General features: G+C 67.0%; 23 protein-coding genes. 15 read left to right on the forward strand and 8 right to left on the reverse strand.

All coding sequences use genetic code 11. The annotated features are described in order from the left end of the window. On the forward strand, positions 1-386 hold a 386-nt coding region (locus AB0305_RS18225), incomplete at its 5' end, for an alpha/beta fold hydrolase (RefSeq protein ID WP_366173577.1). Here the strand turns inward: AB0305_RS18225 and AB0305_RS18230 are convergent. Then, positions 383-1,180: a class III extradiol ring-cleavage dioxygenase gene (locus AB0305_RS18230; RefSeq protein ID WP_364135292.1), complete on the reverse strand. Its 798-nt coding sequence runs from the start codon at positions 1,178-1,180 to the stop codon at positions 383-385. The two genes, AB0305_RS18225 and AB0305_RS18230, sit on opposite strands and share 4 nt — an antisense overlap. An 88-nt stretch (positions 1,181-1,268) precedes the next feature. Here AB0305_RS18230 and AB0305_RS18235 point away from each other — a divergent pair, with 88 nt between their 5' ends. Continuing rightward, positions 1,269-2,324: a DNA polymerase IV gene (locus AB0305_RS18235; protein ID WP_364135803.1), complete on the forward strand. Its 1,056-nt coding sequence runs from the start codon at positions 1,269-1,271 to the stop codon at positions 2,322-2,324. 130 nt (positions 2,325-2,454) lie between these two features. Then, complete coding sequence (locus AB0305_RS18240; RefSeq protein ID WP_364135289.1) at positions 2,455-3,213, forward strand: polysaccharide deacetylase family protein; 759 nt, start codon at positions 2,455-2,457, stop codon at positions 3,211-3,213. Here AB0305_RS18240 and AB0305_RS18245 read toward each other — a convergent pair. Next, positions 3,210-3,758, reverse strand: coding sequence for an AAA family ATPase (locus AB0305_RS18245; protein WP_364135286.1), 549 nt, complete (start codon positions 3,756-3,758; stop codon positions 3,210-3,212). The two genes, AB0305_RS18240 and AB0305_RS18245, sit on opposite strands and share 4 nt — an antisense overlap. 256 nt (positions 3,759-4,014) lie before the next feature. Then, entirely contained in the window at positions 4,015-4,311 is a 297-nt protein-coding gene (locus tag AB0305_RS18250) for a hypothetical protein (RefSeq protein WP_364135283.1), read from the reverse strand. Between the two features lie 81 nt (positions 4,312-4,392). Here AB0305_RS18250 and AB0305_RS18255 point away from each other — a divergent pair, with 81 nt between their 5' ends. Continuing rightward, positions 4,393-5,097: a class I SAM-dependent methyltransferase gene (locus tag AB0305_RS18255; RefSeq protein WP_364135280.1), complete on the forward strand. Its 705-nt coding sequence runs from the start codon at positions 4,393-4,395 to the stop codon at positions 5,095-5,097. Between the two features lie 202 nt (positions 5,098-5,299). After that, a complete protein-coding gene (locus tag AB0305_RS18260) occupies positions 5,300-5,962 on the forward strand; it encodes a ScbR family autoregulator-binding transcription factor (RefSeq protein ID WP_364135277.1) in 663 nt (220 codons plus the stop codon). A gap of 204 nt (positions 5,963-6,166) precedes the next feature. Here AB0305_RS18260 and AB0305_RS18265 read toward each other — a convergent pair whose 3' ends face one another. After that, entirely contained in the window at positions 6,167-6,385 is a 219-nt protein-coding gene (locus AB0305_RS18265) for a three-helix bundle dimerization domain-containing protein (protein WP_364135274.1), read from the reverse strand. A gap of 138 nt (positions 6,386-6,523) precedes the next feature. Here AB0305_RS18265 and AB0305_RS18270 point away from each other — a divergent pair, with 138 nt between their 5' ends. The 10 genes from AB0305_RS18270 (at position 6,524) to AB0305_RS18315 (ending at position 16,468) form a co-directional block, all read left to right on the forward strand. Then, the gene (locus tag AB0305_RS18270; RefSeq protein ID WP_364135271.1) at positions 6,524-7,147 is read left to right on the forward strand and encodes a GNAT family protein; all 624 of its coding nucleotides are present in this window, start codon (positions 6,524-6,526) and stop codon (positions 7,145-7,147) included. A gap of 108 nt (positions 7,148-7,255) precedes the next feature. After that, positions 7,256-7,645, forward strand: coding sequence for an STAS/SEC14 domain-containing protein (locus AB0305_RS18275; RefSeq protein ID WP_364135268.1), 390 nt, complete (start codon positions 7,256-7,258; stop codon positions 7,643-7,645). Beyond that, positions 7,642-9,180, forward strand: a complete 1,539-nt coding sequence (locus AB0305_RS18280) for an EAL domain-containing protein (protein ID WP_364135265.1) — start codon at positions 7,642-7,644, stop codon at positions 9,178-9,180. Before AB0305_RS18275 ends, AB0305_RS18280 begins: the two co-directional genes overlap by 4 nt. A gap of 9 nt (positions 9,181-9,189) precedes the next feature. Further along, the gene (locus AB0305_RS18285; protein WP_364135262.1) at positions 9,190-9,978 is read left to right on the forward strand and encodes a class I SAM-dependent methyltransferase; all 789 of its coding nucleotides are present in this window, start codon (positions 9,190-9,192) and stop codon (positions 9,976-9,978) included. 5 nt (positions 9,979-9,983) lie between these two features. Further along, positions 9,984-10,652: an alpha/beta hydrolase gene (locus tag AB0305_RS18290; RefSeq protein ID WP_364135259.1), complete on the forward strand. Its 669-nt coding sequence runs from the start codon at positions 9,984-9,986 to the stop codon at positions 10,650-10,652. A 90-nt stretch (positions 10,653-10,742) separates the two neighbouring features. Then, on the forward strand, positions 10,743-11,717 hold the full coding sequence (locus AB0305_RS18295; protein ID WP_364135256.1) for an aldo/keto reductase: 975 nt from the start codon (positions 10,743-10,745) through the stop codon (positions 11,715-11,717). 191 nt (positions 11,718-11,908) lie between these two features. Next, positions 11,909-13,153: a 23S rRNA (adenine(2503)-C(2))-methyltransferase RlmN gene (rlmN, locus tag AB0305_RS18300; protein WP_364135253.1), complete on the forward strand. Its 1,245-nt coding sequence runs from the start codon at positions 11,909-11,911 to the stop codon at positions 13,151-13,153. A gap of 29 nt (positions 13,154-13,182) precedes the next feature. Further along, complete coding sequence (locus AB0305_RS18305; protein WP_364135250.1) at positions 13,183-14,247, forward strand: spore photoproduct lyase family protein; 1,065 nt, start codon at positions 13,183-13,185, stop codon at positions 14,245-14,247. 125 nt (positions 14,248-14,372) lie between these two features. Beyond that, a complete protein-coding gene (locus AB0305_RS18310) occupies positions 14,373-15,863 on the forward strand; it encodes a DUF222 domain-containing protein (protein ID WP_364135247.1) in 1,491 nt (496 codons plus the stop codon). Positions 15,864-15,952: 89 nt separating this feature from the next. After that, positions 15,953-16,468: a hypothetical protein gene (locus tag AB0305_RS18315; RefSeq protein WP_366173585.1), complete on the forward strand. Its 516-nt coding sequence runs from the start codon at positions 15,953-15,955 to the stop codon at positions 16,466-16,468. A 97-nt stretch (positions 16,469-16,565) separates the two neighbouring features. Here AB0305_RS18315 and nrdF read toward each other — a convergent pair whose 3' ends face one another. The 4 genes from nrdF to nrdH all read right to left on the reverse strand — a co-directional run bounded on the left by nrdF (position 16,566) and on the right by nrdH (position 20,589). Continuing rightward, on the reverse strand, positions 16,566-17,540 hold the full coding sequence (nrdF, locus tag AB0305_RS18320; protein ID WP_290257638.1) for a class 1b ribonucleoside-diphosphate reductase subunit beta: 975 nt from the start codon (positions 17,538-17,540) through the stop codon (positions 16,566-16,568). A gap of 92 nt (positions 17,541-17,632) precedes the next feature. Beyond that, positions 17,633-19,753, reverse strand: a complete 2,121-nt coding sequence (gene nrdE, locus AB0305_RS18325) for a class 1b ribonucleoside-diphosphate reductase subunit alpha (RefSeq protein WP_290257886.1) — start codon at positions 19,751-19,753, stop codon at positions 17,633-17,635. Positions 19,754-19,803: 50 nt separating this feature from the next. Next, complete coding sequence (gene nrdI, locus AB0305_RS18330) at positions 19,804-20,301, reverse strand: class Ib ribonucleoside-diphosphate reductase assembly flavoprotein NrdI (RefSeq protein ID WP_364135239.1); 498 nt, start codon at positions 20,299-20,301, stop codon at positions 19,804-19,806. Positions 20,302-20,343: 42 nt separating this feature from the next. Next, complete coding sequence (nrdH, locus tag AB0305_RS18335; RefSeq protein WP_120949950.1) at positions 20,344-20,589, reverse strand: glutaredoxin-like protein NrdH; 246 nt, start codon at positions 20,587-20,589, stop codon at positions 20,344-20,346. Positions 20,590-21,015: the final 426 nt, after the last annotated feature.

Raw genomic sequence — 21,015 nt, forward strand, 5'->3', positions numbered from 1 at the left:
GGGTGGCGCACGCCCTGGCCCTGTCCCGGCGCGCCTCGCACCGGAAGACGCTGCTGGATGTTGCCCGCGACCTCGGGACCATCACCGGCGTCCGCGCGGAGTGGCGGAGCGAGCTGCTCGCCGCCCTGGCGCACAGGGATGTTCCGGCACTCGTGGTCTGGGGCGACCACGACCACATCCTGCCCTTCAACCACCTCGAGGCAGCGCTCGCGGCCCTCCCGGGGGCGGAGTCGCACGTCTTCGCCAACACCGGCCACATGCCCCAGATCGAGCGCCCGGACGAGTTCGCCGCCGTGGTTGAGGACTTCCTCGGCCGGCGCACCAGCCCCGCAACCCAGTCCCCCGCCACGCAGGCAGGGGCCGAACTACTGCCGGACCCGGCCTAGGTCAGGGTCCAGGACCGCTTCGACAGTCCGAACCAGAAGCCGTCGATCGCCGTCTTCGCGTTGAGGTCACCGGATTCGTAGGCGGCACCGAGCGCCACGTACAGCGGTGCCCAGTGCTCGCTGCGCGGGTGCGCCTCGCGGGCCGCCGGCGCCTTGTGCAGGAAGTCCAGGATGGAGTCGACGTCGCCGCGGGCCATGGCTTCCTCGGCCCAGTGGTCGAATTCGCGGGAGACCGAGGGCGGCGTGCTGTCGGGGCCGCCCGCGGGGTTGAACCAGCGCAGGTTGTGGGTGGTGAACCCGGATCCGACAATCAGGGTGCCACGGTCGCGCAGCGGGGCCAGGGACCGGCCCAGGGTGAACAGGCCTTCCGGGTCCAGGGTGGGCATGGACATCTGCACTACCGGGACGTCAGCCTGGGGGAACATCTCCTTCAGCGGCACATACGCGCCGTGGTCCAGGCCGCGGCTCTCGTCCCGCTCCACGTGGTGGCCGTGGTCCGCCACCAGCCTGGCCACCTCGGCGGCCAGCTCCGGGGCCTGCGGCGCGTCGTAGGTGACCTCGTAGTACTTCCGGGCGAAGCCGCCGAAGTCGTAGACAAGGCCCGGGCTGCGGGTGGTGGCGCTGAGCGTGACCGGAGCGTTCTCCCAATGAGCGGAAATCATCAGGACGTCCTTGGGCTTGGCGAAGGTGCCGGACCAGTCGCTGAGTTCCCGGGTCCAGGTGGCGTCATCCGCGAGCGGCGGAGCGCCGTGGCTGAGGAAGAGGACGGGTGCGCGGTCAGCTGTCGATGTCATACCTCCAGTTTATGAGGTTTTAGTTGAAGTTTCAAGTGTTGTTTAAACTGCTTTGCGGCAGACTGGTCGCGTGACCGGAAACCCCTGGGTGCTGCACGTCGACCTGGACCAATTCATCGCCGCCGTCGAAGTCCTGCGGCGGCCCGAGCTTGCCGGCAGGCCGGTGATCGTCGGCGGCCGCGGCGATCCCGCCGAGCGCGCGGTGGTCTCCACGGCGTCCTACGAGGCCCGGGCCTATGGCATCGGCTCCGGGATGCCGCTGCGGGTCGCCGCCCGCAAGGTGCCCGGCGTCGTCATCCTCCCCGTCGACCGGGACGCCTACCTCGCGGCCTCCGAGACGGTGATGGCGGTGCTGCGGGACCAGCCCGGCGCCACCGTCCAGGTACTCGGCTGGGACGAAGCATTCGTCGGCATCACGACGGCGGACCCGGAGGCCTACGCCCGGGCCATCCAGGCCGCGGTGCTGGAGGAGACCCGGCTGCACTGCAGCGTGGGCATCGGCGACACGCTGGTCCGGGCCAAGGTGGCCACCGGCTTCGGCAAACCGGCGGGCATCTTCCGGCTCACCGCTGAGAACTGGCTGGAGGTCATGGGCGCCAGGCCCACCCGGGAGCTGTGGGGCATCGGCGCCAAGGTCTCCGCCCGGCTCGCCGCGCTGGGCATCACCACCGTGTCCGAACTGGCCGCGGCGGACCCGGCCGCCCTGGTCCCGGAGTTCGGGCCAAAGATGGGCCCCTGGTATGCGGAGCTTGGCCGTGGTGACGGTTCCGCCACCGTGGACAGCACCCCGTGGGTGGTGAGGGGGCACAGCCGGGAGACAACCTTCCAGCAGGACCTCACCAGCCCCGGCCAGGTCGAATCCGCCCTGCGGGAGCTGGTGGCCCAGGTCCTGGGCGACGTCGCCGCCGAGGGCCGGCCCGTCGTCGGACTCACCCTGAAGGTCCGCTACGCGCCGTTCACCACCAAAACCCTGGCCCGCAAGATTCCGCAAACCTCGGACGGCGCGGACATCCTGGCCCGCACCCTGGCCATCGCCGCGGAAATCGACCCCGGGCGGCCCATCCGGCTGCTCGGGCTGCGGGCCGAGATGACCATGCCCGACGATGCGCGGCAGGGGCACACGCCTACCCGCGGAGGCTGGTGAGGACGGCTGGCGCGGTACCTGTTTTTTCCCCGGCGCTGCTTGGAAATTACGTGTTTACAGCCCACGGAGGCGGCCGTAGGGTGCTCGGTTAACAAGGGTTTAGACAACCTTGGGAAGGGATCGATGCACCATGCAAACCACCCGAAACACCACAAGAAAGAGCATTCTCATCAAGGCGCTGGTCACCGCGGGTCTGGTGGTGGCGGCGCTCCTGGGCGGCCCCGCGGCGGTCGCCCGGGCGGAGGACAAGCCCCTGATCGGCCTGACCTTCGACGACGGGCCCTCACCGCAGCGAACGGCCTTCGTCCTCGACGTCCTGAAGCAGAAGGGCGTGAAGGCGACCTTCTTCCTTCAGGGCGTGAACGCCCAGCAGTACCCGGACCTGGTCCGACGGATCAAGGCCGAGGGGCACGTGATCGGCAATCACTCCTGGAACCACCCCAATTTCCCGGAGCTGAGCAACGCCCAGCAGAAGGACCAGATCGACAGCACCAACGACGCCATCTCGGCCGTTACCGGATCCACCCCGAAACTGCTGCGCTTCCCGTTCGGCAACAGCACCACCTATGCGGCCGGCTACCTCAAGACGCTCGGCATGAGCGGCGGGGTCCTCTGGCACTGGGACGTCGGTAATCCCGGCGACTTCGAGTGCCCCGGTGCCACGGGCGTACAGAACTACGTCATGGCAGAGGCCGCCCCGGGAGCGATTATCCTGCTCCACGATGCCGAAGACGTCCTGAACTGCCCGGCGTCGCAGTGGACCTACCTGTCGTCCACCATCGACGCCCTGCGCGCCGAGGGCTACGACTTCGGGGTGGTGGCGCCGTCGTCGTCCGCCAACCCGGTGAACCAGGGTTCGCCCGCCGTCGTCGTGGCACCCGCGGGTTAGCCCGCACCGACCGATCCGGGCCGCTCCACGGCGGCCCGGATCAGGTCCGCAAGGCCGGCCAGATCCACGGCGGTTTCCGTGTCAACCCGGAGGGTCGCCCCCAGCTCCAGCGGGGCGCCGTGCTCCGACCACTCCGCCCAGGTCGCGTCGACGGTCGCCGGGTCCATGGCGTGGATGGGGTGGCGCACCCGCCGTTCATAGCGCGCCCGGGCGGTCTCCGCGCGGACGTCGCACCAAATCTCCGTAATGGCGGGGGCGCCGGACAGGGCGGCCCCTCGCCTCGCGTGCTCCAGGTCGCGGGGCCGGTACCACCAGGATTCGACGACGGCGGCGCCCGGCACCGCCGCCGCCAGTTGCCACATGGTGTCGGACGCGATCTGCCCCAGCCGGCCGCCGGAAACGCAGCCGCCGGCGGTGTCCGCGAGCGTCTCCTTGAGTACGTCCTTGGAGATGACGGGGAGCTGCAGGATATCGCCGAGCTGTCGGCTGAGGGTGGTCTTACCGGATCCGGGCAGCCCGTTGATCAGAATCAGGGAGGCGGCCACGGGTCAGGACCCGACCGTTGCGTGTGTGTCCCGGCGGAGCACCCGCTCTGCGATCCGGCGGGCTGCCAGTTCCGGTGAAATCCGGGTCGTATCAATGACCTCGGCCTCCTTATGCAGCCAAGCCTCGGCGGCCTCGGCATACGGCTCGACGTAGGCGAAGCGGAACGACGACGGGCCAAGGACCTCATCCTTCTGGATTCGGTCCCGGAGCGTCTGTTCGTCCGCATGCAGGACGAAGTGCTGAACCGGGATGCCATTAGCCGTCCAGTCCGGCGCTGATTTCCCGCCAGTAGCTCTCTACGAGCACCGTCATCGGAATGACCAGCGTGCCGCCGGTGTACTCGAGGAGCCGGCGGGCCGTCTCCACCACCAGCGGCCGCCAGGGATCCCAATGCTGAAAGTTCCCCATATCCGGCAGCGCCGGGGTGACGTCCATGAGGACCTCCCCCACTTTCTCCGCGTCGAAGACCCGGGAATTCGGCAAGAGCTCCTGCACCAGGGCACTCGTCGTCGTCTTGCCCGCCCCGTGGGTTCCGTTGATCCACACAATCATGGCTGCACTCTAACCCGGGCCCTTTGCTAGGATCGGCCGGACCGTCCGAAGCAGCAGTGACATCCACGAAGGCGAGGATCCATGAAGGCAGCACTCTACGACGGCTTTGCGGCGAGGTACGCCGCGGAGAACGAGTCCAGTCTCCTCAACGCGCACTACGAGCGGCCCGCGATGCTGGACCTAGCCGGCGACGTCCAGGGCAAGCGGATCCTGGATGCCGGCTGCGGGGCCGGCCCGCTGGCGGAGGCGCTGCTGACCAGGGGCGCCTCGGTGACCGGGATCGATGTCAGCCCGGCCATGATCGACCTCGCGCGGCGGCGCCTGGGACCGGACGCGGACCTCCACGTCGCTGACCTAGCCGAAGTACTGCCGTTCCCGGACAACACCTTCGACGACGTCGTCTGCTCGCTGGCCCTTCACTACCTTAAGGACTGGTCGGCACCCCTGGCCGAGCTTCGCCGCATCCTGGTCCCGGGCGGCCGCCTGATGCTGTCGGTGAACCATCCGACGGTCAGCGTCGTCAACTATCCCGGCGAGGACTACTTCGTGACCCGGGAGTACTCCGAGGAATTCGAGTTCGACGGCGAGCCCGCAGTGCTCACCTTCTGGCACCGGCCGCTGCACGCCATGTTTGATGCGTTCTCCGCGGCCGGCTACCGAGTGGTCCGGGTCGCCGAACCGGCCCCCTCGCCGACCACACCCTCGGAGCTGCTTCCACGCCGCATCGCCGCCGGCGAACGCTCCGCGTTCCTGTCGTTCATCTTCTTCGTCCTCGAAGCACCCTGACGCGCCGCCTCAGCAGGCCCCCCGCGCTGGGCGTCCCCTGAACGAAGAATGGGCTCCCGGCGCATGGCAGCTGGTGGTGCGCCGTGCGCCGTCGTTCGCCCCGCCTTGTTACGATCGAGGGGTCCGCGGAAACCGCGGGGACCGGCGGCGCGCCCTGCGGCGTCCGGCGCGCAGTGCACGTCCACCAGTCTGAGGTTGATAGATGGTCCTTCAGGATCGCGCAAAAGCTACCCGAGCGGCGGTCATCGCCGGTGCCGCAGCGGTTTTCGAGGAACAGGGCTACGGCAGCACCAGCCTGACCCAGGTGGCGGAGCGGGCCCAGGTGACCAAGGGCGCCATGTACTTCCACTATCCCTCCAAGGAAGCCCTCGCCCGGGCGGTCATAGCCGAACAGCACCGCTTGGCGGAGGCCGAGGGCCAGCGGGTCCTGGCCAAAGGCCTGCCACCCCTCGAGTCGATGATTCTGATCTGCGCCACGTTCGGGCGCCAATTGCTTGAGGAACCCGTGGTCCGCGCCGGGACGCGCCTGACGTTCGAGGCCACATCGTTCGGGCCACCGGTCCGGGAGCCCTACGTGGACTGGATCGCCACCATTGAGGAGCTGGCCGCCCAGGCCCGGGCCGCGCATCAGCTGCGGGCCTCCGTCGACGCGGAAGCTTTCGCTCATTACCTGGTGGCCTCTTTCACCGGCGTGCAGATGGTCTCCTGTGTCCTGACCGAACGCCAGGATGTCATGCAGCGCATCGAGCAGATGTGGGACATCATGCTGCCCGGAATCCTACATGAAGACCTGCTGGAACAGGCCAAGAAGCTGTCCGCGCTCATTCCCCAGGCTGTCCTGGAACCCGCCCCGGTAACGGGTTAGACAAAAACCGGACGCCCGTCTTGTTTACGGGACTGCCGTGCCCTAAGGTTGTGACATATCCATTAGGAACCGCACTTTTGCGGTAGCTGTGTCGGCGCACAAGTTTTTTGGGGGGCGCCGACACGGCTTTTTCCGTTTCCCCACGTCCGGACTCACTAAGCGGCGGCTTTCGGGCGCCGACAGCGGAACCAAGGATCGGGGCGGCTACTCGCCGTCGTCCGGCCGGCCCGCCTCGCGGTGCAGCCGGGAACGGGCGCTGTTTTCCACCAGGGTAGGGACGTAGATCCTGATCCGGCCCGTGTCCAGGGAGTGGTATTCCTCCCCCACGATGCTCTCGATGCGGTGCCGGGGAGCCTCGGGAAAGCGTGCCGCGAGGCGCTCGGTAACCTGGCTGATGGTCGATTCCTGCTCAGCGTCGCTCATGCTGTCATTGTGAGCCAGCGGATATTCGCCGTCAATGAATCCACTGCCGTTCCGGACGGCGTCACCCGGCATTCATCTTCCTGCCGCACAGTTTCCTCCAACCCCGCATCCCCGGGGCGTTGTTGAGGAAAGGTCACCATGGTGCGTCTCCCCCGCCGGCTGCCCGTTCTGGTGACCCACTACGGCCGGTTTGCACTCTCGCCCTTCGCCGCCGCCGACGTCGACCCCCTGGCCCGCCTGCTGACGCACGACTCGGTGTGGTCGCAGGGCTACGGCGACGGCGGCCCCCGGCCTGCCACCTACGGCCAACTCATCGAATTCATCCACCGGCGCTACGACGGACTGGCGGTCTTCGCCATCCACCACCACAGGATGCCCGGATCGCCGCTGTTCGCCGGCACCACCGGCATCACCGGCGTCTCGGACGGCAGGGTCAGGGTGGGCCGCACCGTGATCGACCCGGCGCTGTGGGGCACGGGCGCCAACCACGAGGCGAAGGTCGCCGTCTTCGATTGGCTGTTCGCGGCCGGAGCCGACGGGATCGAGTGCGATGTGGACCCTCGCAACGTCCGCTCGCTGAAGTCGCTGACCACCCTGGGGTTCGCCGTCGAGGGCTTCCGCAGGGTCCCGTCGCCCGCCACGGACTCCGGCTGGCGGGACATGGCCGTCCTCGTCCTCCCCGCGGAAGCCTGGCCCGAAGCCCGGGCGCGGGCGGTGCGGACGATTGCTGCCGCACGGCGGGCCCTGGGCGCTCCCGCCTAGCGCTGCCGGAGGCGAATATTTGCGTGTTTTGCCGGGCGGCGGCCCGCCCCGGGGTACCTTTAGGGAGTTGCCGAACATTTCGGCATCGCTGTTGGAAGGTAAGGGGACATGGCACCGGTTATTGTCGACGGCGGCAAGGGCAGCGTTGAGCTCGACGACGGCGGTTTCGTGCACCTGCGCTGGCTGCCCAAGGTGGACATCCAGGTCGAGGACGCCCGTGCCGCGATGGCCACCGTGAACGACGTCTGCCAGGACCAGCCCCATCCCATGCTCGTGGACATGGCCTCGGTCGCGTCGGTGAGCCGGGAGGCTCGGGCCATCTGGTCCATCCCCTGCAGCGCCTCGCGCATCGCGCTGCTGGGCCGGTCGCCCGTGGACCGTGTCCTGGCGAACTTCTTCCTCGGCGTGCACATCCCGCCGTGTCCCACCCGGTTCTTTACCTCCCGTGACGACGCCCTGGCGTGGCTCACTACCGGACAAGCTGGTCCCACGGCGTGAGCCCTGACGGGGAGACCGCCGATCCACGGCTGCAGGAACTCGTCGAAGGAATTGTCCGCCTGGCCGCCGGCGACCTCGAGGCACGGCTCGTTGCCTCCGAGAACGGTGACGAGATCGATGCGGTGATCACCGGCATCAACCTGCTGGCGGAGGAACTCGGCCACATCCACGCAGAACTTGAGGAGCGCGTGGCCGCCCGGACGGCCATGCTGCGCCGGACCCAGGTGGAACTGGAACTTATGGCCAAGACGGATGCCCTGACCGGCCTGGCCAACCGGCACCTGCTCAGCGAACGGATCCGCGACGCCATCGCGGCCACCTCCGACGCCGCCAGGGTCCCCGCCGTGCTGGTGCTGGACCTCGACTCCTTCAAAGCCATCAATGACACCCTCGGCCACAGTGCCGGCGACGCGGTGCTGGTGGAGGTCTCCCGGCGCCTGCTCTCGGTGGTCCGGGCCGAGGACACCGTAGCGCGCCTCGGCGGCGACGAGTTCGCCGTCCTCATCGACGGCGCCACGGAGGAAGAGACCCTCGCCATCGCCCAGCGCGCCCGCGACGCGCTGCAGGAAAGCGTGAAGATCGGCTCCGAGACCGTCTGGACCACGGCCAGCATCGGCGTCTGCATCCAACGCGCCGGCTACTCGCCCGAGGACCTCATCCGCGACGCGGACATCGCCATGTACCAGGCCAAGTCCGAGGGCCGGAATAAGGTCCGCCGTTTCCATCCGGACATGCTCGACGCCGTCCTGGAACGGTCGCGGATCACCTCCGAGCTGCGCAGCGCCGCCGCCGGTGGGGAACTCGCCCTGCTGTACCAGCCGGTGGTGGAGCTCGCCACGGGGAGGATCGCCGGCGTCGAGGCCCTGGTCCGGTGGCACCACCCCGTCCACGGCACCATCATGCCGGACCTGTTCATTGGCATCGCCGAGGAGACCGGGCTGATCCTGGAACTGGGCCGATGGGTGCTCCAGGAAGGCATCGCCCAGCTGGGCCGTTGGAAGGCCGAGGCCCCGGATCTGGCCAACTTCGGACTCCATGTGAACCTCTCCGCCGCGGAACTCCTGCGCAACGACCTGGTCGACGACGTCCGGGAAACCCTGGCACGCCACGGCGTGGAGCCCCGCCGCCTGGTCCTCGAGATCACCGAGACCGTCCTCATGTCCCGCGGCGCCGGTGAGGAGCAAATCCTGCACCGGCTGCGGGACCTCGGCGTCGGGCTTCAGATCGATGATTTCGGAACCGGCTACTCATCGATCAGCTACCTGCGGTCCCTCCCGGCGGACACCGTCAAGGTGGACCAGTCCCTGATCCGCAACCTCGAATCGGACCCCCGGCAGCACAAGTTTGTCGCCGCCGTGCTGCAGCTAATCGCGGCCGCCGAGCTGAACGCCATCGTCGAAGGCATCGAAACCGAGGGCCAGGCGTCCCGGCTGCAGGCCATGGGCTGCCAGTACGGCCAGGGCTACCTGTACGGGCGCCCGGTCGACGCCGCGCAGGTGCTCGAACGGCTCCGCGGCGCGGTCCAGCCCCGGTAGAGTAAGCGGATGTCCAAGCTCTGGCAGCAGCTGCTCCTTGTCCCGACGGTGGTGCGCCTGACCTCCAAGGCCCCGCGGGACCCGCACACGGCGTGGGACCGGTATTGGACCGGCGTCCGCGCGACCGGCAGCGACGGCGATGTCCTCTGGGATTCGGATTCCGCTGCGGAACACGCCCAGTATGCCAGCGTCCTGCTGGACGCCTTCGATCCGGCCCTGCCCGTCATCGACGTCGGCTGCGGCAACGGCACGCACACCCGCTGGCTGGCCGGGCTCTTCCCGCAGGTCCTCGGCATCGACGTCTCCCCCGGGGCCGTCGCCCGCGCGGCCCACGAGGCCCGGAACATCCCCAACGCCGACTTCCTGGCCGTCGACGCCACCGGCGAGGGTGCCGGAGCGCAGCTCCTGGACCGGCTCGGTCCGGCGAACGTGTTTGTCCGGGGCGTCTTCCACGTGTTGGATCCCGCGCACCAGGCCGCACTGGCCGCGAACCTTCGCACGCTGGTGGCCGGCCAGGGCCAGGTGTTCCTCGCCGAAACCAACTTCCCCGGATCGAGCCTGGACTACCTCACCGCGCTCGGCGCCAGCCACCACCACGTCCCCCGGCAATTGGAGCGGGCCCTGCAGCACCTCCCCCGGCCGGGACGGTTCGGCGGGAAGGAACGGCAGCGGGCCTTCCCGGCCTCTGAGTGGGAGCTGCGTTCCGAGGGGCCGATCAACATCGAAGTCGTTCCGATGAAGCCGGAGGGGCTCCCCCAGCAGGTTCCCGGCTACTTCGCCCTGCTCAAGGGAGTGTAGGGCCGGTGCCGGCACGTGCCGAGGTGGTCCTGGTTCACGGCCTGTGGCACCAACCCCGGCACTTCGCCAAGCTCGTCGAGGAACTGCGTTCGCGGGGCCTGACGGTCCATGCGCCCCACCTTCATCGCGGCTCGCTCGCCGCCGACACGGACGCCGTCCAATCCGTCGTCGATTCCTGCGCATCCCCGCCGCTGGTCCTGGGGCACTCCTATGGCGGGTCCGTCATCACCGGGCTTGAGCGGATCAGCCACCTCCTCTACGTCGCGGCCTTCGTCCCGGCGGCGGGAGAGAGCGGCGCCTCCCTCGGCGGACGGGCGGCCCTCATCAACAGCATCGTCGAGCACCACGACGACGGGACCTCACGCCTGCGGCCGGAGTTAGCCGGAGACCTCCTTTATGCCGACTGCAGTCCCGAAGACCGAGCCAGGGCCACGTCCCTGCTCGTTCCCCAGCGTTCGGGGCACGGCCGCGGTGTCCCGGCACGGACCGCCTGGCTGACGACGCCGAGCACGTACATCGTCTGCCGGCAGGACAAGGCCCTCGACCCCACGCTCCAGTTGCGGATGGCCCGCCGGTGCACCACGTACGAGGCCCTGGATTCGGGCCACTCCCCGTTCCTTAGCCAGCCCGGCGCCGTCGCGGACGCCGTCGTCGCAATCCTCTCCTCCCACTGACTGTGCGTTCCTCGCAATTTGCCAGACTCGTCGCCTAACGTGGGGCGAAGGCCGCACCGGCGGCCGTGGGATTTGCGACGGAAGGCAGACGTGGATTACATCAAACTCGGCAACACCGGCATGGACATCTCACCGCTGGCCCTGGGCTGCATGACGTACGGGGACCCCGAGCGGGGACCGCACCCGTGGACCCTGCCCGAGGAGGAGAGCCGTCCACTGATCCGGCAGGCCGTGGACGCGGGAATCAACTTCTTCGACACGGCGAACGTCTACTCCAACGGCTCCAGCGAGGAGATCGTGGGCCGCGCCCTTGCCGAGTTCACCCGCCGCGAGGACACCGTCATCGCCACGAAGGTCCACGGCGTCATGCGCCCCGGCCCCAACGGGCGCGGACTCTCTCGCAAGGCCATCTTCGCGGAACTGGACGCCAGCCTCACCCGGCTGGGCACCGACTACATCGACCTTTACCAGATCCACCGCTGGGACCCTTCGACGCCGATCGAGGAGACGCTCGAGGCGCTGCACGACGTCGTCAAGGCCGGCAAGGTGCGCTACATCGGCGCGTCCTCGATGGCGGCCTGGCAGTTCAGCAAGGCGCTCTACCTGCAGCAGCTCAACGGCTGGACCCGGTTCGTCACCATGCAGGACCACTACAACCTGGTCTACCGCGAGGAGGAACGCGAGATGTTCCCGCTCTGCGCCGACCAGAAGATCGGGGTGCTGCCCTGGAGCCCGCTGGCCCGCGGCAAGCTCACCCGGGACTGGGACGAGAAGACCAACCGCTCGGAAAAGGATGAGTTCGGCAAGACCCTCTACAGCGCCGAGAGCAGCGACCGGGCCGTTGCCGACGCCGTGCGCACCATCGCCGAGCGCCGCGGCGTGCCCCGCGCCCAGGTTGCCCTGGCGTGGGTACGCGCCAACAGCGTGGTCAGCGCCCCGATCGTGGGCGCCAGCAAGGCCCAGCACCTGGAGGACGCCCTCGCCTCGCTGGAGCTGACGCTGACGCCGGAGGAGATGGCGGAGCTGGAGAGCCCGTACGTCCCGCACGAGGTCGCGGGCTACTAGGGACCGTACCCGGTGCACTGGCCGCCGGACGCCGGACGCCGGGTGCCGGACGGCCGGTGCCGGACGCCAGCGGCCGGACGCCGGATGCAGCAGCGGGCGCGGCACCTGGGTGCGGCGCGCCGGTGCCGCGCCCGGGCGCAGGGCTTCCCCGCGCTTAGCGTGTGGTAGGCCGGCGTGGGACAATGGAAAGGATGACTTCCTCAACTTCTCCCTCCGACGCCCCCGACCTTACCCGCGCGAAGGGCGGCGACGCCGTCGGCAGCGCACGCCCGCAGGTCCGCCCGACGGCGGAAGGCTGGGAGCAGGCGCGCACCTCGGAGGGCCGGCCGGTCCTCCAGTTCGCTTCGCCGCGGGTGAAGCAGCCGCCGGCGCACCTCGCTGACCTCACGCTGGAGGAGCGCGCCGCGAAGCTCAAGGAGATGGGTGTTCCCGCGTTCCGCGCGAAGCAGCTCTCCACGCACTACTTCCAGCACTGGACCACGGATCCGGCGGCGATGAGCGACCTGCCCAAGGCCGGGCGCGAGGAGCTCGTGGCCGAGATGTTCCCGCCGCTGCTGACCGAGGTCCGCCGCCTCCGCACGGACAACGGGGACACCATCAAGTTCCTCTGGCGGCTGTTCGACGGCGCCCTGGTCGAGTCCGTGCTGATGCGCTACCCCGGCCGGATCACACTCTGCGTGTCCTCGCAGGCCGGCTGCGGCATGAACTGCCCGTTCTGCGCCACCGGCCAGGCGGGGCTGACCCGCAACATGTCCACCGCGGAGATCGTGGACCAGGTGGTCGCCGCCAACCGTGCCATCGCGGCGGGCGAGCTGGGCCCCAAGGAGCACGACGACGAGCGCGTCACCAACATTGTCTTCATGGGCATGGGTGAACCGCTGGCCAACTACAAGCGTGTCATGGCGGCGCTGCACCGCTTCGTGGACCCGTCCCCCGAGGGACTGGGGATGTCGGCCCGCAACATCACCGTCTCCACCGTGGGCCTGGTCCCGGCCATCCGCAAGCTGGCCGACGAGGAAATTCCGGTCACCTTCGCACTGTCACTGCACGCGCCCGACGACGAGCTCCGCGACGAGCTGATCCCGGTGAACAACCGCTGGAAGGTCGACGAGGCCATCGACGCCGCGTACGAGTACTACCGGAAGACCGGCCGGCGCGTCAGCATCGAATACGCGCTGATCAAGGACATGAACGACCACCCGTGGCGCGCCGACCTGCTGGCCAAGAAGCTGAACCAGCGCGGCCGCGGCTGGGTGCACGTCAACCCGATCCCACTGAACCCGACGCCGGGTTCCATCTGGACCGCCTCGGAGAAGCCGGTGGCCCAGGAGTTCATCGCCCGGCTGCGCGCCGCCGGGGTCCCCTGCACCCTCCGTGACACCCGCGGCAAGGAGATCGACGGCGCCTGCGGCCAGCTCGCCGCCGCCGACGAGTAGTCCCTTCGGGCCCGCAGGGGAACGGAATCGTGGAGTTCAATCGCCTGCTACAAATCCGGCGGATCTATGCCCAGCCTGCGGCGCTTGAGCTTCCCCGGGGCAGGGAGATCGTCGCACGATGGCCGGACGCCGACGTCGTCCTTATCGATAGCCACTGGAACATCCCCGAGGTCCACGGGGATGAAACGAACGTGCCCCGCTGGTCCAGGATCAAGACGGAGGCACTGGTCCTCGGCGTCAAAAAAGCGCTGACCGTCAAACCCAACGGCCGGTCGGCGGACTTCATTGCACCCTCGACGGCGAACGGCTGCGCCATGGCATGCGCCTACTGCTACGTGCCCCGGCACAAGGGGTACAGCAACCCGGTCACCGTGTTCGCGAACATCGACGACATCGCCCGGACGCTGGAGCGGCACGCCACGCGCCAGGGCATCAAGCTGGAGCCCAACCAGTGCGATCCGGAGCTCTGGGTTTACGACATCGGCGAGAACAGCGACTGCTCCGTCGACGCCCTGATCAGCGACAACGTGGAAGACCTGGTCATGCTCTTCCGCGACCTGCCCACCGCGAAGCTTTCGTTTGCCACCAAATATGTGAACCCGGCGATGCTCGCGTGGGACCACGGCGGCCACACCAGGATCCGCTTCTCCCTGATGCCCGCGGCCCTGGCCAAGTCCGTCGACGTCCGGACCTCGCCGATGGCTGAACGAATGGCCGCCATCAACGACTTCGTTGAAGCCGGCTACGAGGTGCACGTGAACTTCTCCCCCGTCATCATCACGGACACCTGGCTGCACGATTGGGAGGAACTGCTGCGTCAACTCGACGCCACCCTGACTGACGCCGCGAAGGCCCAACTCGCGGCGGAGGTCATCTTTCTGACGCACAACGAGGGGCTCCACGAGGTAAATCTGGGCTGGCACCCGCAGGCTGAGAAGGCACTCTGGCGCCCGGACCTGCAGGAGTCAAAGGTCTCGTCGAACGGATTCACGAACGTCCGCTACCGGTCTGGAACCAAGGCTGGCTACGTGCGGCAACTGACGCAGCTCATTGCAGACATCGCGCCCTATTGTCGTATCCGCTACGCGTTCTGAGGGAGGCTTGGAGCTGGTTGGCAGTCCCTTATCTTACGCGCCGGCGTGCTATCTCTCGCCGGTCCCGGACACGGATGGGCCTGCGTCCGGGTTTAAATGTCGGTGCTTCGCCCTAGTGTTGAGTCATGGAGAGCGGAGAGGCTTTCGAGTCTGGCGCCAGTGCAGGCATCAGGGCGGCGGTAGCGGCCCTGACGCAGTCCGCCGCCGCGCTCGAGCAGCTGCTCTCCTGCCCTATGACCGGCCCTGCACTTGGGCCCGACGCCGATCCAGCCCTTTTGCTCGCCGACGCCTGTCTGGACGGGCTCGCGGAAGTTACGCGTCTGGAAGCCCGGGCCGCCGCGCTGAAAGTGCATCTGACTGCCGAATACGTCCGGCTTGCGGAGGTCGTTGCCGGGATTAGCTCATCGCCCCAGGAGTGCACCGCACGGGAGATGGGCACGGTCGCGGAAATCGCGGGTGTGCTGACGGTCAGTGAACGGTCCGCCGCGGCACTGATCTGCGAAGCGTTGTCCCTGACGACGTCGCTGCCCCTGACGCTGGGCGCGTTGCGTGCCGGCAAGGTTTCCTGGCAGCACGCTCGGATCATGGTGGACGAAGCCTCGAGTCTCTCCCCCGCCGGTGCCACGGCCTTGGAGAGTCACTTCCTCGACCCGGACGACTCCTCACCGGCCCGCGGCTGTTACGCAGGTGAACTCGTCCCCGGACGGTTCCGGGCAAAGGCCAGGACCTGGCGCGAGCGGCATCATCCTGACAGCATCGAGGCCCGGCACACCCGCGGCGCGGCCGACCGGCGGGTGGAGTTCCATCCCGACCGCGACGGCATGGCCTGGCTCAATGCGTATTTGCCGGCGGTGGATGCGGCCGGAATCTTCGACCGGCTCACCTCCGCGTCCCGTGCTTTGCAGGGACCGGACGAGCCGCGGACCCTGGCACAGCTTCGTGCAGACGTGGCCGTTACCCTGCTGCTGGCCGACCGTTCCGATGGCTACGTCGACGGCGACGCCGGCCCTGGTCTTGAAGGGACCGCCTCCGCGTCCACCATTAGCCGGGCGCCGGTCCCGCGGGCGCAGGTGCTGGTCACCGTCCCGGTGCTATCACTACTGGGGCTGACCGATGAGCCTGCAACGCTGGATGGCTTCGGACCGATCCCGCCGTCGACGGCCGGGAGGCTGGTGGCGGACGGGGCGGACTCATTCTACCGGGTGCTGGTGGATCCCCGGGATGGTGCGCCACTGGAGATCGGCCGCACCAGCTACCGGATCCCCAAGGCAATGCGGCAATGGCTTCGGCTGCGAGACGCCAAGTGCTCCTTCCCAGGTTGTAACAACTCATCCCTCGATACGGATGCAGATCACCTGCTGGCCTGGGCGAAGGGCGGGACCACCGGGATTAGCAACCTCGGCCAGCCCTGCCGGAAGCACCACCGACTCAGACACACCACGGCTTGGCAGCCGACGCCGGCTACGCCTCAGGAGCCGCCGGAATGGGTCTCCCCCACCGGACGCCGCTACCGCAGCGAACAGCAGGATTGGGAACCGCCGCTTTGGCCGGATTCCCTCTCAGCCCTGCCCGGATACTCCGGTGAACCGAGCCTCGAAGACGCTGCCGGCTTCTGAATAGTTTCGGTATTCCCTTCCGTCCGCGACGGGAGCAAGATTCCACTGCGCGGACCTGCGCCTCAACCAGCACTTAGGAGGGCATTCCAATGTCCAGCATCGAATCCTTCAGCGGAATTGGCGTCTACGAGATGCAAAGCGCGGCGGCCAGGGAGATGCAGCGCATCATGGCCGAGGCCAAAGGCGACCGCCTGAAGGCCGACAAGATCGTGCTCAGCAAACTGCACGAGCTGAACTTCATCACCGAGGCAGAGCTGCCGGTACTGACCCACATCTGCGAGCTCGGCCACAAGGCCACCGGAGGCAAGCACGACGCCGCCAAGGCCTACCACGAGGTCAAAAAGGCGTACGAGGAACTCATGATGAAGGGCAACGCCAGCCCGGTCGCCCTGGCCTACGCCTCCGGCGCCGTCGGATCCTACGTCTCCGACGACGGCGGCGGCGGAGGATCAACCACCGTGGTCTACAAGAAGTCCGGAGGCAACTGGCAGGGCACCCTGGCCGGCGCGGGCAGAGTGATCGGCGGCTACTTCGGTGGCGCCGGTGGTGCGGCCCTGGGTGCCGCCGTCGGCAGCGTGGTCGGAAAGATCATCGACGAGTGCTGAAGCGACGCGGATATCCCCCGGTACCCCGCCGCCAACACAGAACGGCCCCGCACAGGAGGTGCGGGGCCGTTCTCAAATGCGATGCTGACTGTGGAGACTAAAAGTCCCAGTCCTCATCCTCGGTATTGACAGCCTTGCCAATGACGTACGACGAGCCCGACCCGGAGAAGAAGTCGTGGTTCTCGTCGGCGTTCGGCGACAGGGCCGAGAGGATCGCCGGGTTTACGTCGGTGACGGAGGCCGGGAACATGGCCTCGTAGCCCAGGTTCATCAGCGCCTTGTTGGCGTTGTAGTGAAGGAACTTCTTGACGTCCTCGGCCAGGCCGACGCCGTCGTAGAGGTCATGCGTGTACTGGACCTCGTTCTCGTACAGCTCGAAGAGCAGCTCGAAGGTGTAGTCCTTGATCTCCTGGCGCTTCTCTTCGGAGACCTTCTCCAGGCCCTTCTGGAACTTGTAGCCGATGTAGTAGCCGTGGACGGCCTCGTCGCGGATGATCAGGCGGATCAGGTCGGCCGTGTTCGTCAGCTTGGCTCGCGAGGACCAGTACATCGGCAGGTAGAAGCCGGAGTAGAACAGGAAGCTCTCCAGCAGGGTGGAGGCCACCTTGCGCTTCAGCGGGTCGTCGCCCTGGTAGTAGTCCATGACGATCTGGGCCTTCTTCTGAAGGTTCTCGTTCTCGGTGGACCAGCGGAACGCCTCGTCGATCTCCTTGGTGGAGGCCAGCGTGGAGAAGATCGAGGAGTAGCTCTTGGCGTGCACGGACTCCATGAACGCGATGTTCGTGTAGACGGCTTCCTCGTGCGGGGTGACCGCGTCCGGGATCAGCGAGACGGCGCCGACGGTGCCCTGGATGGTGTCCAGCAGGGTCAGGCCGGTGAACACCCGCATGGTGAGCTGCTGCTCGGCCGGCGTCAGGGTGTTCCACGACTGGACGTCGTTGGACAGCGGCACCTTCTCCGGCAGCCAGAAGTTGTTGACCAGGCGGTTCCAGACGTCCACGTCCTTGTCGTCCTGGATACGGTTCCAGTTGATCGCCTCGACGTGGCTCAGCAGCTTGACCTTCTCGGTCATGTCATCCCCTCAATGTTGGGTTGGTTCTCTAAGTTAAAGCGTACGACGGCGGGCGGGCGCCCGCCGTCGTACTCGCATGCCTCAGTCGGAGGCTAGAGCATGCAGGAGACGCAGCCCTCTACCTCGGTCCCTTCCAGCGCGAGCTGGCGGAGACGGATGTAGTAGATGGTCTTGATGCCCTTCTTCCAGGCGTAGATCTGGGCCTTGTTGATGTCACGCGTGGTGGCGGTGTCCTTGAAGAACAGGGTCAGGGACAGGCCCTGGTCCACGTGCTGCGTGGCGGCGGCGTAGGTGTCGATGACCTTCTCGTAGCCGATCTCGTACGCGTCCTGGTAGTACTCCAGGTTGTCGTTCGTCAGGTACGGCGCCGGGTAGTACACGCGGCCCAGCTTGCCTTCCTTGCGGATCTCGATCTTGGACGCCACCGGGTGGATCGAGGAGGTGGAGTTGTTGATGTAGGAGATCGAGCCGGTCGGCGGGACGGCCTGCAGGTTCTGGTTGTAGATGCCGTGCTCCATGACGGAAGCCTTCAGCTCGCGCCAGTCATCCTGGGTGGGGATGTGGATGTTCTGGAACAGCTCGGCAACCTTCGCCGTCTCCGGGACCCACTCGCGGTTGATGTACTTCTCGAAGAACTCGCCGGAGGCGTACTTGGACTTCTCGAAGCCGCCGAAGGTCTGGCCGGTCTGGATGGCCAGCTTGTTGGAGGCGCGGACCGCGTGGAACAGCACCGTGTAGAAGTAGATGTTCGTGAAGTCCAGGCCCTCTTCGGAGCCGTAGTGGACCCGCTCGCGGGCCAGGTAGCCGTGCAGGTTCATCTGGCCGAGGCCGATCGCGTGGCTCTGGTCGTTGCCGCGGGCAATCGAGGGCACCGAGGTGATGTTGGACATGTCGGAGACCGCGGAGAGGGACCGGATGGCCGTCTCGATGGTCAGGCCGAAGTCCGGCGAGTCCATGGTCTTCGCGATGTTCAGCGAGCCCAGGTTGCAGGAGATGTCCTTGCCGGTGGCGTCGTAGGACAGGTCATCGTGGTACGTCGTGGGCTGGGAGACCTGGAGGATCTCGGAGCACAGGTTGGACATGATGATCTTGCCGTCGATCGGGTTTTCCCGGTTTACGGTGTCCTCGAACATGATGTACGGGTAGCCGGATTCGAACTGGATCTCGGCGAGGGTCTGGAAGAACTCGCGCGCCTTGATCTTGGTCTTCTTGATCCGGGAGTCGTCCACCATCTCGTAGTACTTCTCAGTGACCGAGACGTCGGAGAACGGCATGCCGTAGACCTTTTCGACGTCGTACGGGGAGAACAGGTACATGTCCTCGTCCCGCTTGGCGAGCTCGAAGGTGATGTCCGGGATCACGACGCCGAGGGAGAGGGTCTTGATGCGGATCTTCTCGTCCGCGTTCTCGCGCTTGGTGTCGAGGAAGCGGTAGATGTCCGGGTGGTGCGCGTGCAGGTACACGGCACCGGCACCCTGGCGGGCACCGAGCTGGTTGGCGTAGGAGAAGCTGTCTTCGAGGAGCTTCATCACGGGGATGACGCCGGAGGACTGGTTCTCGATCTGCTTGATCGGGGCGCCCACCTCGCGGATGTTGGTGAGGGCGAACGCCACGCCGCCGCCACGCTTGGACAGTTGCAGTGCGGAGTTGATGGAGCGGCCGATCGACTCCATGTTGTCTTCGATGCGGAGCAGGAAGCAGGAGACCAGCTCGCCGCGCTGCTTCTTGCCGGCGTTCAGGAACGTCGGAGTGGCCGGCTGGAAGCGGCCCTCGATGATCTCGTCGACCATCTGGGTGGCCAGCTGCTCGTCGCCGCGGGCCAGGTGCAGGGCCACCATGCAGACGCGGTCCTCGTAACGCTCCAGGAAGCGCTTTCCGTCGAACGTCTTCAGCGTGTAGGAGGTGTAGAACTTGAAGGCGCCGAGGAAGGTCTCGAAGCGGAACTTCTTCTTGTAGGCGCGGTTGAAGAGCTCGCGGATGAAGTTCATCGTGTACTGGTCGAGAGTTTCCCGCTCGTAGTACTCGTTCTTCACCAGGTAGTCGAGCTTTTCCTCGAGGTCATGGAAGAACACGGTGTTGTTGTTCACGTGCTGCAGGAAGTACTGGTGAGCGGCCTCGCGGTCGGCTTCGAACTGGATCTCGCCGTTCGGACCGTAGAGGTTCAGCATGGCGTTGAGCTCGTGGTAGCCCAGGCCCTGGTAGGCGGCCGGCAGCGCCGGCTTCTCGCCCGCCACGGTGTGCTTTTCGACGGCGTGAGCCCCGGTCACTTCGTCTGCGACAGTCGTGTCCAAAATTCTTCCAATCCTTGTTGTACTCGGCCGACGTCTTCCGGCGTCCCCATGAGTTCGAATCGATATAGGTGCGGGACGTTGCATTTGGCGGCAATGATGTCGCCGGCCATGCAGTAGTTGTCCCCGAAATTCGTGTTGCCCGCCCCGATCACTCCACGGAGCTGTTGCCGGTTCCTCGGGTCGTTCAGAAAGCGGATGACCTGCTTCGGAACGGATCCTTCTCCCCCGGTCCCGCCGTAGGTGGGAACCACCAGGACATACGGCTCGGTGGCCACGAGCGCCGGTTCCCTCGCCAGGAGGGGAATGCGGGCGGCGTCGACGCCGAGCTTCTGGACGAAGCGACGGGTGTTTTCCGACGTGGAGGAGAAGTAGATGAGGTGGCTGCCGGTGGTCTGCACTGACTTTGAATCCGTGGCTGAGTCCACGGTCGTCGCTGCCAGCGGCGGCCCGGCGGTTGCCGGTGCGGCCATGGTCGTCACCTCATCCGGTGTGGTGCTGCTGTGGGAAGGCTTTCAGGCGACCGCGACGGCGGAGGCCTGGGCCAGTTCCTCGATCTTGTCCGGGCGGAAGCCGGACCAGTGGTCCTGGTCGGTCACGACGACCGGGGCCTGCATGTAGCCCAGGGACTTGAGGCGCTCGAGGGCCTCGGCATCCTGGGAGATGTCGACGCTCTGGTAGGCGATGCCCTTCTTGTCGAGCGCGCGGTAGGTTGCGTTGCACTGCACGCAGGCCGGCTTCGTGTAAACCGTTACGGTCATGTCCTGGTCCCCTTAGTTGAAGTCTGTGGTTCGGGTCCGGTGGGGCCTGCCCGGTATTGCTTTCGCGTCCCGGAACCCGCCTCGCCTTGCGGCCTGTAACCGCTCCGCTCGAACTGTATGTCGATACTACATGTAGTGCAAGAGCCCGGCGCGGACCCCAAGATGATGTATTACAAGTATGTCATTTAACCCACCGTTAATCCACAAGCAGAGGGTCTCAAAATGTCCGGAATCGCGGCTTTTTTCGCGGCCCCGTCCACACCCTGTGGACAGGTTAGCCACAATTAACCACCCCGCGTGTCGCACATTCACGGCGTGTCGCGGGGCGCGTCCCTGGTGGCCCTGAGTGGGCGGCGGCACTACATGTAGTGCACCGCGGCACGGGCGCCTGTGGGTGACGGCACGCGTTCCTGTGCGTGAGGCCAC

Source organism: Arthrobacter sp. NPDC080086 (assembly GCF_040702285.1).